This is a genomic window from Bradyrhizobium stylosanthis (genome assembly GCF_001641335.1).
Lineage (GTDB): Bacteria > Pseudomonadota > Alphaproteobacteria > Rhizobiales > Xanthobacteraceae > Bradyrhizobium > Bradyrhizobium stylosanthis.
This window is the reverse complement of record NZ_LVEM01000003.1, coordinates 374,684-389,488: the sequence shown is the minus strand read 5'-3', so window position 1 is coordinate 389,488 and position 14,805 is coordinate 374,684. Positions and strand designations below refer to the sequence as shown.

At 65.3% G+C, this 14,805-nt stretch carries 15 protein-coding genes; 10 read left to right on the top strand and 5 right to left on the bottom strand.

From position 1 onward, the window contains the following. Nucleotides 1-22: 22 nt before the first annotated feature. Nucleotides 23-427, top strand: a complete 405-nt coding sequence (locus A7X65_RS21580; RefSeq protein ID WP_063688428.1) for a hypothetical protein — start codon at nucleotides 23-25, stop codon at nucleotides 425-427. A gap of 30 nt (nucleotides 428-457) precedes the next feature. Here the strand turns inward: A7X65_RS21580 and A7X65_RS21575 are convergent, their stop codons facing one another. Continuing rightward, a complete protein-coding gene (locus A7X65_RS21575; RefSeq protein ID WP_063688426.1) occupies nucleotides 458-1,168 on the bottom strand; it encodes a GntR family transcriptional regulator in 711 nt (236 codons plus the stop codon). A gap of 133 nt (nucleotides 1,169-1,301) precedes the next feature. On the opposite strand from A7X65_RS21575, the gene A7X65_RS21570 reads away from it, so the two are divergent. The 7 genes from A7X65_RS21570 to A7X65_RS21540 all read left to right on the top strand — a co-directional run bounded on the left by A7X65_RS21570 (nucleotide 1,302) and on the right by A7X65_RS21540 (nucleotide 9,455). Then, nucleotides 1,302-2,201 (top strand): VOC family protein, encoded by a 900-nt coding sequence (locus tag A7X65_RS21570; RefSeq protein WP_063688423.1) that lies wholly within the window; start codon nucleotides 1,302-1,304, stop codon nucleotides 2,199-2,201. Beyond that, nucleotides 2,198-3,820, top strand: a complete 1,623-nt coding sequence (locus tag A7X65_RS21565) for a bifunctional 3-(3-hydroxy-phenyl)propionate/3-hydroxycinnamic acid hydroxylase (protein ID WP_063690678.1) — start codon at nucleotides 2,198-2,200, stop codon at nucleotides 3,818-3,820. Before A7X65_RS21570 ends, A7X65_RS21565 begins: the two co-directional genes overlap by 4 nt. Beyond that, nucleotides 3,817-4,662, top strand: a complete 846-nt coding sequence (locus A7X65_RS21560; protein WP_063688421.1) for a fumarylacetoacetate hydrolase family protein — start codon at nucleotides 3,817-3,819, stop codon at nucleotides 4,660-4,662. Before A7X65_RS21565 ends, A7X65_RS21560 begins: the two co-directional genes overlap by 4 nt. Nucleotides 4,663-4,754: 92 nt before the next feature. Then, nucleotides 4,755-5,732: a Bug family tripartite tricarboxylate transporter substrate binding protein gene (locus A7X65_RS21555; protein ID WP_063688418.1), complete on the top strand. Its 978-nt coding sequence runs from the start codon at nucleotides 4,755-4,757 to the stop codon at nucleotides 5,730-5,732. 121 nt (nucleotides 5,733-5,853) lie between these two features. Next, nucleotides 5,854-7,317, top strand: coding sequence for a GH1 family beta-glucosidase (locus A7X65_RS21550; protein WP_063688416.1), 1,464 nt, complete (start codon nucleotides 5,854-5,856; stop codon nucleotides 7,315-7,317). Nucleotides 7,318-7,584: 267 nt separating this feature from the next. Then, nucleotides 7,585-8,817 carry an acetyl-CoA C-acetyltransferase gene (locus tag A7X65_RS21545; protein ID WP_063688414.1) on the top strand — a complete coding sequence of 411 codons (1,233 nt, stop codon included), beginning with the start codon at nucleotides 7,585-7,587 and terminating at the stop codon, nucleotides 8,815-8,817. Between the two features lie 335 nt (nucleotides 8,818-9,152). Further along, nucleotides 9,153-9,455, top strand: coding sequence for an HU family DNA-binding protein (locus A7X65_RS21540; RefSeq protein ID WP_008139488.1), 303 nt, complete (start codon nucleotides 9,153-9,155; stop codon nucleotides 9,453-9,455). Nucleotides 9,456-9,527: 72 nt separating this feature from the next. Here A7X65_RS21540 and A7X65_RS42725 read toward each other — a convergent pair whose 3' ends face one another. The 4 genes from A7X65_RS42725 to A7X65_RS21525 all read right to left on the bottom strand — a co-directional run bounded on the left by A7X65_RS42725 (nucleotide 9,528) and on the right by A7X65_RS21525 (nucleotide 13,205). Next, nucleotides 9,528-9,683 carry a hypothetical protein gene (locus A7X65_RS42725; RefSeq protein ID WP_167358281.1) on the bottom strand — a complete coding sequence of 52 codons (156 nt, stop codon included), beginning with the start codon at nucleotides 9,681-9,683 and terminating at the stop codon, nucleotides 9,528-9,530. A gap of 4 nt (nucleotides 9,684-9,687) precedes the next feature. Next, complete coding sequence (gene lon, locus A7X65_RS21535; protein WP_063688412.1) at nucleotides 9,688-12,093, bottom strand: endopeptidase La; 2,406 nt, start codon at nucleotides 12,091-12,093, stop codon at nucleotides 9,688-9,690. Nucleotides 12,094-12,101: 8 nt separating this feature from the next. Further along, nucleotides 12,102-12,485: an Hsp20/alpha crystallin family protein gene (locus A7X65_RS21530; protein WP_063688411.1), complete on the bottom strand. Its 384-nt coding sequence runs from the start codon at nucleotides 12,483-12,485 to the stop codon at nucleotides 12,102-12,104. Between the two features lie 153 nt (nucleotides 12,486-12,638). Then, nucleotides 12,639-13,205, bottom strand: a complete 567-nt coding sequence (locus tag A7X65_RS21525) for a YciE/YciF ferroxidase family protein (protein ID WP_063688409.1) — start codon at nucleotides 13,203-13,205, stop codon at nucleotides 12,639-12,641. Nucleotides 13,206-13,370: 165 nt separating this feature from the next. On the opposite strand from A7X65_RS21525, the gene A7X65_RS21520 reads away from it, so the two are divergent. Then, complete coding sequence (locus A7X65_RS21520) at nucleotides 13,371-13,997, top strand: MarC family protein (protein WP_063688407.1); 627 nt, start codon at nucleotides 13,371-13,373, stop codon at nucleotides 13,995-13,997. Between the two features lie 151 nt (nucleotides 13,998-14,148). After that, entirely contained in the window at nucleotides 14,149-14,802 is a 654-nt protein-coding gene (locus tag A7X65_RS21515) for an L-fuculose-phosphate aldolase (protein WP_208608622.1), read from the top strand. Nucleotides 14,803-14,805 lie beyond the last annotated feature (3 nt).

Below are 14,805 nucleotides of genomic sequence, written 5' to 3'. Positions count from 1 at the left end.
ACTATCAAGGGAGATTGCTCCCATGCTGAAGGACGGCACCTACGCGGCTTGGTACAAGACGCCGATCGATCAGGGTACCGGCATCGTCCATGTTGCAGACGGCCAGATCTGGGGCCGCGACAGCCTGATGACCTATCACGGCTCCTGTCAGGTCGACGGAGATCGCTTCACGGCAACCGTGTTGACGAGGCGTCATACCGATGGACGCGCGACGGTCTTCGGCGTGGAGGACGAGCTCACGCTCAATATCGAGGGGACGTGCCCCGGCAAGATCGCGACCTACACGGCGACGGCAGCGCAGGCGCCGGGAATAGTCCTGCAGGGAACGCTGATCCTGACCGAGCAAGCGGCGGCACGCGAACCGGCCGGCGAGATCCCGGCGTTCAATCCCGACAAGCTTCCGAAGCTGCCGAAGCGCTCGCGCTGAGCGCGATGCGCTCCATGCCCCGAGACGAAGCTAGGCCAGCAATCCGTCCAGGTCGGAATAGATGACGTCGGCTGTGCGCCGATAATGCTGCTGCAGCAGGTGCACGGCCTGCTCGCTGTCCCTGGCGAGAACCGCCTGAAGGATATCGCTGTGCTCGGCACCGACCTTGCGCGCCGGATAGGCCTTCGCGATCGACATCATGCGATATCGATAGAGCCGGTCGGCGAGTTGCTCGCAGAAGCCGAGCAGCGGCCGTGAGCCGCAAAGTCCGATCAGGGTCGCATGGAAGGCGCGGTGCACCTTCTCCCAATCCGGATTGTCCTCGAATGTATCGGGCTTGAGCGAGCGCGGCGTCCGATCGAGCCGGTGATGTGCAACCAGCAGAGCCTCTTCCCAGGCCTGGGTCGCATTCTGCATGGACTCGCTCAACGCCAGGCCCTCGACCCAGCACCTCGTCTTGGTCAGCTCCTGCAGCTCCTCCTTGCTGACCTCCTTCACGTAGAAGCCGCGCTGCTCCATGCCGACGACGAACTCCTCGGTGGTCAGGCGGTTGAGGGCCTCGCGCAGCGGGGTCTGTCCGACATTGTACTGCTCCATCAGGAAGCGCGACTGCAGCTTGCGCCCGGGCTCGAGCCGCGTCGTCAGGATGTCGGCCTTGAGGCGCGCGTAGATCGTGGTCGCCAGCGTTGCCGGCTGGTCTACCTTCTGGCTTGGCAGCTCGGGTGTGATGTCAGGGCTCATGGGCATCCCATCGGAATCTCTCCGCCTGTGTACATTAGCAGAGCTGGGGCCAATTATTTATAAATTTCTTCTTTACTGGAGTTTTTATACATATTACTGAAGCGGGCGTTTCCGTTCCTGACAGGGAAATCCGATGTCCGACTTTCCGGTGACGGCCCTGCGCAGCGTCGAGGTCACGACGCCGCAGCTCGCCGGTTCGGTCGAGTTCTACAGCAAGGTCTGGGGCCTCGACGTCGCGGCGGAGGCGGACGGCACGGTGTACCTCGCCGCGACGGGCAGCGATTTCCACGTCCTCGAGCTCACATCGGGCGAGGCGGCATCGCTCCGCAAGATCAGCTTTCGCGTCCGCTCTCACGATGATCTGCAGCGCTTGTTCGCGCGTGCGCGGCAAGCCGGCTGTGAGGTGATCAGCTCACCTGCGCCATCGTCCGCGCCGTCGGGCGGCACAAGCTTCATGGTTCGCGAAGCGCAGGGATGCGCCATCGAGTTCGTACATGGCGATCGTACCAAGCCGGCGCGCGTGATCGCCGATCGCCCCGAGCGGTTGGCCCACGTCAACATCAACAGCGCCGACATCGAGAAGCTTTCGGCGTTCTATCAGGAGACCCTGGGCTTCCGGCTGTCGGATCGGTCCAAGCTGATGGCATTCCTGTGCTGCAACAGCGATCACCACGCGGTCGTGCTTGCGGAGGCCCCTCGCAACGGTCTCAATCACGTGGCTTTCCTCATGCCCGATCTGGAGTCCGTCATGCGCGGCTCCGGCCGCATGGTGGACCACGGCTATCCAATCGGCTGGGGCGTCGGCCGTCACGGCCCGGGCGACAACGTGTTCGCCTATTTCGTCGATCCGACCGGCACCGTGATCGAATACACGGCCGAAGTCCTGCAGATCGACGATAGCTATGTCGCGAAAGGTCCGGGCGATTGGGTCTGGCCTCCCGGCCGAACCGATCAATGGGGCATCGCCCCGCCGAAGTCGGAGGCCTGCAAAGCGGCGCAGCTTGCCGTTCCCTTCGCGGCGGCGCGCGCATGACGGATATTGCCGGCGCCATTGATTATGACGTGCTCGTCGTCGGCTTCGGGCCGACCGGCGCCGTTGCCGCAGGGCGGCTCGGCCGCCTCGGTCATCGCACGTTGGTCATCGACCGGCTGACCGACGTCTATGACAAGCCGCGCGCGATCGCGCTCGATCACGAGATCTTCCGTCACTTCGACAATATGGGCCTCACGGAGGCGATCTCGCCCCATATCGAGCCTTTCACCGCCTCGGAGCATTTTGGCGTCGACGGCCAGTTGATCCGCCGCATCGACATGGTCGCGAAGCCTTATCCGCTCGGTTACACGCCGAGCATGGTGTTCAGCCAGCCCGCGGTCGAGGCCGAGCTGCGGCGCCACGCGCGGAGCTTTTCCAATGTGCACGCCGAGCTCGGCGTCGAGCTGCTCGGTCTCGTGCAAACGCCCGATCGTGTCGAGGCGCAACTGAAGGACGGCGATGGACGGCAGCGTTCCGTGACCGCGCGCTATGTGATCGGCTGCGACGGCGCCTCGAGCACCGTGCGGCAGATCGCAGGTCTTGGCCTCGAGGATCTCATCTTCGACGAACCCTGGCTGGTGGTGGACGTCCGCGTGGACGAGAATGCGATCGCGCGCCTGCCGCAATGCTCCGCGCAATTCTGCAATCCGGCGCGTCCCGTCAGCTACCTCATCGGCCCGAAGAACCACCGCCGCTGGGAGATCATGCTGCTGCCGGGCGAGGACGCGCGGCAGATGGAGCGGCCCGACAATGTCTGGAAGCTGCTCGCGCCCTGGCTCACGCCGGAGGACGGGGAGTTGTGGCGCGCGGCCTCGTATCGCTTCCACGCCCTCGTTGCCGACGAGTGGCGCAACGGCAGGATCCTGATCGCCGGCGATGCCGCGCATCAGCAGCCTCCCTTCATCGGCCAGGGCATGTGCCAGGGCCTGCGCGATGCCACGAACCTCGTCTGGAAGCTGGATCATGTGCTGAGGGGCGTCTCTTCCGACAGCCTGCTCGACAGCTACACGGCCGAACGCAAGCAGCACGTCATCGAGCTGACCGGCAAGATCAAGGCAATCGGCCAGTCGATCTGCGAGCGCGATCCGGCCGCCGCCCGGCGGCGCGATGCGCAGATCCTGGCCGACGGCGGCGGCAAGCCGCTGCTTCTGACGCGGCAGGAAATCATTCCGCCGCTCCGTGCCGGATGTCTGTCGTATCGCGAGATGCCGGCGCGCGGCACTTTGTTTCCGCAGCCGTGCATTGCACGTGGCGCCGCGTCTGGCTTGCTGGACGAGATCACCGGGCCCGGTTGGCGGCTGCTCATCGACGGCCGCAGCAACGACGCCGCGTCCATACTTTCGCTCGGCCTTACGCGTGCCGACATGTCTGTCGCCGCAATCGCGTCTGCGGGCATGGGTTGTGCGAATGCGCTCGAAGAGACCGAGGGAGTGCTGGCGAGCTGGTTCGACCGTCACGCTGTGGTCGCGGCAGTCGTTCGGCCCGACCATTACGTCTTCGGTACCGCGCGCAATGCCACCGAGCTCGGCGATCTCCTGGCCGAGGTCGATCTGCGCCGTCGCGACGTCCCGGCTGGGCAAGACAGAATTCCCGATCTGAAAATGGAGAGAACACCGTGAAACTTGCAACTGTAGCCATCGATGGCCGCACCACCTGGGGCATCGTCGAAGGCGAGACCTTTTTTGATGTCGGCGTCGTGCTCAAAGCGCGCTATGCCGATCTCAAGGCGGCGATCGGCGCCGCGTTGGCCGGTGTTGCGGATGCAAAGGCCTCCGCGACTGCCGTTCCGACCTCGAAAGTCACCTGGCTGCCGGTCATCCCGAACCCCGACAAGATCCTGTGCGTAGGCCTGAACTACGAGACCCACCGCAAGGAAACCGGCCGCGCCGAGGTCGAACATCCCACCATCTTCTCGCGATATGCCAACAGCCAGACCGGACATCTGCAGCCGATCGTGCGGCCGCGCGTCTCGACCCACCTCGATTTCGAAGGCGAGCTCGCGGTCATCATCGGCAAGGCGGGCCGCTACATCTCTCGCGCGGATGCCATGGACCACGTCGTGGGCTATTCCTGCTACAACGACGGCAGCATCCGTGATTTCCAGCGTCACACGCATCAATTCACGCCGGGCAAGAATTTTCCGGATACCGGCGCATTCGGCCCCTGGATGATGACGCCGGACGAGCTCGGCCCGCTCGACGAGCTCAAGCTGCAGACCCGTCTCAACGGAGAGGTCATGCAGGAAGCGCGGATCAAGCAGATGATCTTCAATATCCCGCGCCAGATCGAATACTGCTCGACCTTCACGCGGCTGGAGCCCGGCGACGTCATCGTCAGCGGCACCCCGGGTGGCGTCGGCTCCCGGCGCGAGCCGCCGCTCTGGATGAAGCCCGGCGATGTCGTCGAGATCGAGGTCGAGCGCCTCGGCGTGCTCAGGAATCCCGTCACAGACGAAGCTTGATCGAGCCGCCGCAGCCGGCAACGGCCGGCTGCGGCGCGCGAACGGTCGACCAATAACAGCCCGAAAAGCGGCATCTTCCAGGGAGGAACACCATGTCCGGACTTTCGCGTCGTCTGCTGCTCGCCGGCGTTGCGCTTTGCGYCTCTCTTCCGGCCTTCGCGCAGTCGTGGCCGCAGAGGCCGGTGACCGTCGTCGTGCCGCAGCCTGCGGGCAACAGCCCCGACGTGATGTGCCGCCTCATCACCGAGAAGCTCTCGCGGACCTTCGGGCAGCAGTTCGTCGTCGAGAATCGTCCGGGCGCCGCAAACCTCGTCGGCACGCAGTCGGTCGCGCGCGCAGCTCCGGACGGCTACACGTTCCTGTTCGCCACATCGGCGGCGCTCGTCACCAATCCCTACACGTTCAAGAAGCTCCCCTATGATCCCGTGAAGGACTTCGTGCCGATCGCCATGGTGGCGAAAAGCAACCACGTCCTTCTCGTCAATCCCGAGGTGAAGGCCACTACGCTGCCGGAACTGATCAAACTCGAAAAATCGGCACCGGGCTCGTTGAGCCTCGCCGTCGACGGCGCGCGCAACCTCTCGGGCCTGATCGCTCAGGCGATCAACAAGAACGCCGGGACCGGGTTTGTCCTCATCCCCTACAACACCACCACGAATGCGGTGCAGGACGCCATCTCGGGACGCATCCAGGTGACCATCCAATCCGCCTCGATCGCCGAGGCCTTCATCAAGGCAGGCACGCTGCGGCCTGTTGCCGTTGCCGGCGCCAAACGGATCGAGTCCCTGCCGGACGTTCCCGCGATCGCGGAGACGCTGCAAAGCGTCGATCTCCAGGGCTGGTTCATGTTCATGGCCCCGGTCGGCACGCCCGCCGACATCGTCGAAAAACTGAGCGCCGAGATTGCGCGCGCGCTGGAATCGCCCGATGTGCGCGAGCGCGCGCCCACCCTCGGCTTCGATGTTCGTGTCGGCGAAGCCGTGACGACGGCAGGCGCCAAGCGCTTCCTCGACGACCAGCTCGCCTCGTCCGGCAAGATCATCCAGAGGCTCGGCATCGAGCCTGAATAGTGCGGCGCGGAGCGGGGCGCTCTCGCATTTTTGCATCATCAACTCTTGCCGTCACTGCTTCTCAAACTGCCCGTGACCGGTCATTGTGCGGCTGCAACAATCACCCCCGGAGCAGCATCACATGTCGGACAAGGTCTCGCGTCGCCAGTTTGCCGCGCTGGCGGGATTGTCCGCGGCAGCTATCGCGAATCCGCTGGACGGCGCCGATGCCAAGCCGGCGGCGGCGGCCTCGCGCGACAGCGGCTTTCCGACGGGTTTCGTCTGGGGCACGGCGACATCGTCCTACCAGGTCGAGGGCGCGGTCAACGAGGGCGGGCGAGGGGTCTCGATCTGGGACAAGTTCGTGCGCATTCCCGGCAAGATCGAGGACGGCTCGACCGGTGACCGCGCCAACGAGCATTTCCACCGCTACAAGGAAGACATCGCGCTCATCAAGGATCTCGGCTGCAAGGCCTATCGCTTCTCGATCGCCTGGCCGCGCGTGTTTCCGGACGGAGACGGCAAGCCGAACCCCAACGGCCTCGACTTCTACAACCGCCTCGTCGACGAGCTGCTCAGGAACGGCATCGAACCGTGGGCGACGCTCTATCATTGGGACCTGCCGCAATCGCTGCAAGATCGCTTCGGCGGCTGGCGCTCGACCGAGACCTGCAAGATCTTCGGCGACTATGCGGCCTATGTCGCCGAGCACCTGACCGACCGGGTCAAGAACGTGTTCACGCTGAACGAGAGCGGCCGCTTCGTGCAGTTCGGCTACGGCCTCGGCATCGACGCGCCCGGCATGACGCTGCCGCAACGGGAGGTCAACCAGGTCAGGCACAACAGCGCGCTCGCGCATGGGATCGCGGTGCAGGCGGTGCGGGCCCATGGCCGTCACGGCACCAGGGTCGGACCTGCGGAGAATATCGACGTCTGCGTTCCCGCGATCGACACGCCCGAGCATGTCCTCGCCGCCGAGATCGCGCTGCGCGAGATGAATGCCGGCTATCTCAACGTCATCATGACGGGGCAGTATACCGACGCCTTCCTGAAATATGCCGGCGCCGACGCGCCGAAATACACCGCGGCCGAGCTGAAGATCATCTCCTCGCCGGTGGACTTCCTCGGCCTCAACATCTACGCGCCGCAGAACTATGTGGTGCCCTCAGCGGAGGGCGCGGGCTTCATGCCGCTACCGATCCCGAAATCGTTCCCGCATATGAGCTCGGACTGGCTGCGCATCGCGCCGGAGACGATGTACTGGGTGCCGAAGCTCGCAGCCAAGATCTGGAAGACGGATGCGATCTACATCACCGAGAATGGCACCTCCGGCGACGACGTGGTCACGCCCGACGGCAAGATCTACGACACCGATCGCATCATGTACCTGCGCAACTATCTCGCCCAGCTGCAGCGCGCCACCGCCGAGGGCGTGCCGGTGCGCGGCTATTTCCTCTGGAGCCTGATGGACAACTTCGAGTGGGTGTTCGGCCTCAGCAAGCGCTTCGGCCTCTATCACGTCAATTTCGACACCCAGGTCCGGACACCAAAACTCAGCGCGAGTTTCTATCGCAACGTGATCGCGAAGAACGCCGCGGGAGCTTAACCGCTTCTGTCGCACTCAGAGGGCCGTCATGCCCGGGCTTTTCCCGGGCATCCACGTTCTTCGTCCGACATGCCAAGGCGTGGATGGCCGGGACAAGCCCGGCCATGACGCTGCGGAAACTCCAGTGCCGACAGCTCAGGTCGTATGCGATTGGCCAGATTTTACGTGCGGCGGAAAATCCGGGTGAGGCCGCAAGCACCGCACATTGACTCACCTCGTCCTCTGATCGAAAACGTCCCCAACACTCATAACAAGAGGACAACGCCCATGACCGACGCGCTGATCATCGATGCCTGCCGTACCCCGCGGGGCGTCGGCAAGGCCGGCAAGGGAGCACTCTCGGGCATTCATCCGCAGCAGCTGGGAGCCACCGTGCTGCGCGCGCTCGCCGAGCGCACCGGCATCAACACCGCCGATGTCGATGACATCGTCTGGGGCTGCAGCGCGCAGGTCGCAACGCAGAGCGGCGATCTCGGCCGCATGTCGGCGCTCGATGCCGGCTATGACGTACGTGCCAGCGCGGTGACGCTGGATCGCTTTTGCGGTTCCGGCATCACCAGCGTCAACATGGCGGCATCCTCGATCATGGCGGGCGCGGAAGATCTCGTCATCGCCGGCGGCTGCGAGATGATGTCGATGGAGGGGCGGCGCGGCGGCGGCCCGATGATGATGGACTCCGGCAACCTGCGCCTGCGCGCGCGGCATCCGCAGTCGCATCAGGGTGTCTGCGCCGACGCGATCGCGACGCTGGAAGGCATCACGCGAAGCGACGTCGATGCACTCGGCCTCGAGAGCCAGAAGCGCGCCGCGCAGGCGATCGCCGGCGGACACTTCAAGAAGAGCCTCGTGCCGGTGCATCGCGAGGACGGCAGCCTCGCGCTCGACCATGAAGAATATCCGCGGCTGCAGACCACGATGGAGGGCCTCAGCAGCCTGAAGCCGGCATTCCCCGCGATCGCCGACTATGCGCTCGACGACGAGGGCACGACCTATCGCGGCCTGATCCTGCAGAAATATCCGGACCTGAAGATCGACTTCGTGCATCACGCCGGCAACTCCTCCGGCGTCGTCGACGGCGCCGCCGCGATCCTCTTGGCCTCGCCCGCCTACGCCAAGGCGCATGGCCTCAAAGCCCGTGCCCGCGTCGTGGCGATGGCGAACATGGGGGATTCGCCGACCCTGATGCTGAACGCGCCGGTGCCCGCAACGCGAAAAGTGCTGGCGAAGGCCGGCCTCTCGATCGACGACATCGACCTGTTCGAGATCAACGAGGCCTTCGCGGTGGTGGCGGAAAAATACATCCGCGACCTCAAGCTCGACCGCGCCAAGGTCAACGTCAATGGCGGCTCGATTGCGCTCGGCCATCCCATCGGCGCGACCGGTTCGATCCTGATCGGCACGGTACTGGACGAGCTCGAACGGCGCGACCTGAAGCGCGGTCTCGTCACCATGTGCGCCGCCGGCGGCATGGCGCCGGCCGTCATCATCGAGCGTATCTAGCTGCCTTCTCCGTCGCCTCTCCCCCGTAAAAACGGGGAGAGAAAGCGGCTGTCGTGCGCTCCAACCCTTATTTTTCAGGGTGAATCGCGCGTCCTCGTTCGGTCGTCGCTTGTCGAAAGGCGCGAATCAGCTTTAGCAAGTGTGCGTGCGGGCCTTTGAAACAAGGTAAAATCCGCTGTCAGAGGCTTCTTCCGCTCTGGAAGTAGCTAAAAAGCAGGGTTTTTTGCCACAGAGGGCCAAAAAAGCCCGTAAAATCGCGACAAAACTGTGCAGAAGGCTATAGGCCTTCGCCGCTTGGTCTAATATGCAACCGGCAACGAATCAGAGGAGACACGATGCCAGCCCAAATGTCCAAATCGCAGTTGATCGAAAAGATTGCGACCGCCACCGAGCTTTCCAAGCGCGACGTCAAGAGCGTCATGGAGACGCTGACCGATGTCGGCCACAAGGAGCTCAAGAAGAACGGCCTGTTCCTGGTGCCGGGCTTCGCCAAGTTCGTGGTCATCAAGAAGCCCGCGACCAAGGCGCGCAAGGGCACCAACCCGTTCACGGGTGAAGAGATGATGTTCAAGGCCAAGCCGGCCCGGAAGATCGTCCGCGCCCGCCCGGTCAAGGCTGCCAAGGACGCCGTGGCCTGATAACGCAAAGGCCCCCTCGAATGGGAGGGGGCCTTTTATTTGGGGCAGCCGCGAGGGCCTGAGACGGAGGGCTCAACCCTTGCGGCGCTTCACCCGGACCGGGATCGGCTGAAGCCGCGGCTCGGGGCCTGCGAGCGCATCGCGAACCCGGTCGATGGCACGATCGAGCAGCTGGCGCAGCCGCTGCGTCTTGCGCGATCTCTTCGCTTCTTCCAGCAGTTTCTTCATCGCGTCACTCCGCCGCTTCGACCTTGGCTCCGGCCGGCTCGAGCGCTGCGGCGATGGCCTCGTCGACGCGCTCCAGCCAGATGAACTCCAGATTGTCCCGCGCGCTCTGCGGGATGTCGTCATAGTCCCGCTTGTTGCGCGCCGGCAGCATCACCCGCTTCAGGCCGGCGGCGGCCGCAGCCACCACCTTCTCCTTGATGCCGCCGACCGGCAGCACCAGCCCGCGCAGCGAGATCTCGCCGGTCATCGCCGTGTCGCTCCGCACCGTGCGATTGGTGAGCAGCGACGTCAGCGCCGTGAACATCGCAACGCCCGCGCTCGGTCCGTCCTTCGGGGTTGCGCCCGCGGGGACGTGAACGTGGATGTCGCTCTTCTCGAACACCGAGGGATCGATGCCGAGCTGCGGCGCCTTGCTCTTCACCAGCGTCAGCGCGGCCTGCACGCTCTCGCGCATGACCTCGCCGAGCTGGCCGGTCAGGATCATGCCGCCGCGGCCGGGCACGCGCGAAGCCTCGATGAACAGGATGTCGCCGCCCACCGGCGTCCAGGCAAGGCCGGTGGCCACGCCCGGAATGCTGGTGCGCTGCGCGATCTCGCCCTCGAAGCGCGGCTGACCGAGCACGGTGGCGATGTCCTTGGTCGTCACCACCACCTTCGCAGCCGTGCCTTCGGCGACCTGCACCGCGGCATGGCGGAACACCTTGCCGATCTCGCGCTCGAGGTTACGCACGCCGGCCTCGCGGGTGTAGCCCTTGACCACCAGCCTCAGCGCCTCCGGCTCGATCTCGGCCTGCTCGGCCGTCAGGCCGTTGGCCTCCAGCTGCCGCCGCACCAGATAGCGCTTCGCGATCTCCAGCTTCTCCTCTTCGGTGTAACCGGCGAGGCTGATCAGCTCCATGCGGTCCAGCAGCGGACCCGGGATCTGGTCCAGCATGTTGGCGGTCGCGATGAACACCACGCGCGACAGGTCGAAGGGCACGCCCAGGTAATTGTCCCGGAACGTCCCGTTCTGCTCGGGATCGAGCACCTCCAGCATCGCGGCAGAGGGATCGCCCTGCACGCCACGGCCCATCTTGTCGATCTCGTCCAGCATCATGACGCAGTTGCGTGCGCCCGCCTTCTTGATGCCCTGGATGATGTTGCCGGGCAGCGCGCCGATATAGGTGCGCCGGTGACCGCGGATCTCGGCCTCGTCATGCACGCCGCCGAGGCTGACGCGCACGAACGGGCGATCCATCGCGCGGGCGATGGACTGGCCGAGCGAGGTCTTGCCGACGCCGGGCGGGCCGACGAAGCACAGGATCGGCGCCTTGCCCTGCGGCGCCAGCTTGCGCACCGCCAGGTATTCGATGATCCGGCTCTTGATCTTTTCCAGGCCGAAATGGTCGGCGTCGAGGATGCGGCGCGCCTCCTTGATGTCGATCGGCTTCTCCTCGGGCAGCGCCCAAGGCAGCTCGATCAGCCAGTCCAGATAGGTGCGGACCATGCCGGCTTCGCCTGCAGCCTCCGGCATGCGCTCGTAGCGGCGCAGCTCCTTCTTGGCGTGCGCCTCCGCTTCCGGCGGCATGTTGGCCTTGGCGATCGCAGCCGTCAGCTCGGTGACCTCGGCCGCCTTGCCGTCGCCTTCGCCCAGCTGGCGCTGGATGGTCGCCATCTGCTCGCGCAGGATCGCCTCGCGCTGCCGCTCGTCGAAGGTGGCGCGGGTCTTCTGGCCGATTTCATTGGAGATGCGCAGCACCTCCAGCCGCTCGGCCAGGTGCTTCGACACCTTCTCGACGCGCAAGGCGAGGTCGATGGTCTCCAGGACCTCCTGCTTGTCCTGCGGCTTGATGTCCATGAACGACGTCGCCAGGTCCGCCAGCGCGCCGGGCGCGGTGGTGCTCTGGAACATCGCGACCAGCTCGGGCGGCGCCTGCGGCAGCAGCTCGATCGCCTCGATCGCCTGGCGCTGCAGGTTCAGCGCGCGCGCCTCGATCTCGGGCGAGTTCGTGGCGGGCTCGGGAATCTGCTGGATGCGCGCGGCCGGGAACGGCGTCCCCGGCAGGAAGTCGAGGATGCGCGCGCGCTGCACGCCCTGGCAGACGATGTGATGCGTGCCGTCGGGCGCGGTGATGTAGCGCACGATGTTGGCGATGGTCGCGACCCGGTAGAGGTCGTCCGGGCCGGGCTCCTCGATCTCGGGGCTGCGCTGCAGGACGATGCCGACCGGCCGCTGCTCGCGCAGCGCCTGCTGCGCGGCGGCGATGGACTTCGGACGGCCGATCGCGATCGGCGCGATGGCGCCGGGGAACAGCACCATCTCGCGCACGGGAATGATGATCAGTGCGTCCTCGGGGATCTTCACGTCGGGACCGTTTTGAGTAATGTCTTGGGAATTGGTCTGTTCGGTATTCATCTGTTCGGTGGCCATGATCGACCTCAGGATTTGGCGAGGCGCAGTGCGACGCAGCCGTCCATCACGAAGCGGCTGATCGCGTAGCGGCCAAGGGGCAGTGCAATCCGGCGCTCGAAGCGCCCCTGCGGCAGTTCGAGCCGGTGGATGCGGGCGTTGCGAAGCTCCGGCGGAAGGGTGCGCTGGCCGGAGATCACGAGCACGCCGTCATGGATCACCGTCTCGACGTTATCCGGATTGACGCCGGGAAGCGCGACCAGGATCAGGAGCTCATGCTCGGTCTCGAGTACGTCGATCGGCGGCTCCCAGCAGGCGTCCTGGCGGCCGAACTGCTGCCGCAGCCGTTCGGCGCGGGTCAGCGAGTCCAGGGCTTCGGACAGCATCCAGTCGAGGGGATTTTTGGGTTGCATGATGCGGACTCGGCGGTGGGAAAGTCACCATATGGGGCTGGTTCCCGGGAAATCCAGTGCAGCGACGCTGACGTGCCATGCGGATCGTGCGATCCAACAAGCAAACGCCGCGGCCTGGGCCGCGGCGTTCCATCATGAGCGCACGGGGTGCCATCAGGCGGCGGCGCGATACTCGTCTTCCGCTTCGAGGTTGATGACGGAGATGGCGAGCTCGGTCAGCGTGTGGTCGGTCGCCTCTTCCTCGTCCAGCGTCTCCTGGAGCAGCCGTGCCGCGTCGTGCATGCCGAGCTCCTCGGCCCAGGTGCGCAGCGTGCCGTAGCGGGAGATCTCGTAATGCTCGACCGCCTGGGCGGCCGCGAGCAGCCCGGCGTCGAGGGCGGGGGCTCCCTTGAACTCCTTCATGATCTCGGCGCCCTCGTCCGTGATGCCGTTGATGGCCTCGCAAGGCTTGCCGCGTGCGGGCTTGCCCAGCATCCTGAAGATCTGGTCGAGGCGTCTGACCTGGCCCTGGGTCTCGCGCAGATGCTTGTTGAAGGCAGCCGCGAGATCCCTGGATTGCGCGGCCTTGGCCATCTTGGGCAGGGTCTTGATGATCTTGTTCTCGGCGAAATAGATGTCCTTCAGCGTCTCCAGGAACAGGTCGCTGAGCATCTTCGGCGCCTGGCGCGGCCGGCGCGCCGCCGTCTTTTTGGTTGTGCGTTTCTTTGCTCGTTTAGCCATGGGTCCTCCTCTCGAGGTGACACGGGAAGGCATCGCCTCCCTCAATCCTCGAGCGATCAAGATTCGGGATGCGCAAATGTTCCTCGCGGAGCGTGCCGTGAGCCGCTATGGCTTGCCGCCTGAGCCAAGCTCTTCCGAGACAAGCCTGCCTGGGGACGCCTTCCGATGCTCGACATCGCCCTGTCCGCCTTCGTGACGCTGCTGCTGGTGGTCGATCCCGTCGGCCTCGCGCCGGCGTTTCTTGCCGCGACGTCAGGCATGCCCGACAAGGTCAAGCGGACCATCGCGGTGCGCGCGCCGCTGATCGCGGCTTCGATCCTGGTGGTGATCGCGCTGGTCGGAAACTGGCTGCTGCGTCAGCTCGGGATCGGCATCCCCGCGTTCCAGATCGCCGGCGGGCTGCTGCTGTTCGGCGTCTCCTACCAGATGATCTTCGGCGACCGTCCGCATCGCGAGGCGCGCGAGGCCGACAAGGCGTCTTCCGAGCATGCGTCCGACGTCGCGGTGTTTCCTCTGGCCATTCCCATGATGGCCGGTCCCGGCGCGATCGCGACCACGCTGCTGCTCTCGGGCGATGCCGGCTATGGGATGAAGCTCGTGGTCATCATCGCGATCGTGCTCGCGGTGTGCCTGCTCTGCATGCTCTGCTTCATCTCGGCTCACCTGATCGCCCGCACGCTCGGGCGCACCGGAAATGCCGTGCTCTCGCGGGTGCTCGGCATGCTGCTCGCGGCCTATTCGGTGCAGTTCGTGATCAATGGCGTCGCCGCCGTCCGCGCGAGCCTGACATAGGCCTGCGACAATCTGTTAATCCGTTGATTTTTCGATCTATTTCGCCGGATGGCGCGGGCGCCGTCCAGATCCCGGACAGGCCGGTCGCTTTCGCTTGCGCAGCCACGTTGCTTTGACGTACTTCCCCTTTCAGCAGCATCAGCAAGGCGGGATGTCGATGACAGCGGACGAGCGCGCCAAGAGACAGGCCATCATCGACGCCTGCCGCCGCATGAACGCGCTCGGCATCAACCAGGGCACATCGGGAAATATCAGCGTCCGCCACGCGGACGGTCTGCTGGTCACGCCGACCAGCGTGCCCTATGAGGCCATGACGCCGGACCAGATCGTGTTCATGACGATGGACGGCAAGCATGCCCCGAGCCAGAAGCCGTCCAGCGAGTGGCGCTTCCATCGCGACATCCTGAAGTCGCGGCCCGACGTCAGCGCCGTCGTCCACGCCCATCCGACCTACTGCACCATCCTGGCGATCATGGGCATGGAGATCCCGCCCGTGCACTACATGATCGCGGCCGCCGGCGGCGACAGCATCCGCTGCGCACCCTATGCCACCTTCGGAACGGAGGAACTCTCCGACCATGCGGTGCGGGCACTCGAGGGCCGGCTCGCCTGCCTGCTCGACCATCACGGCATGATCGCGATCGGCAAGACGCTGGACAAGGCGATGTGGCTCGCCGTCGAGGTCGAGACGCTGGCGCGGCAATATCACGGCTGCCTCCAGATCGGGAAGCCGCCGCTGCTCTCCAGCGAGGAGATCGAGCGGGTCCGCCAGCGCATGGCAGGCTACGGCCTGTCGGAAGGGTAGGGC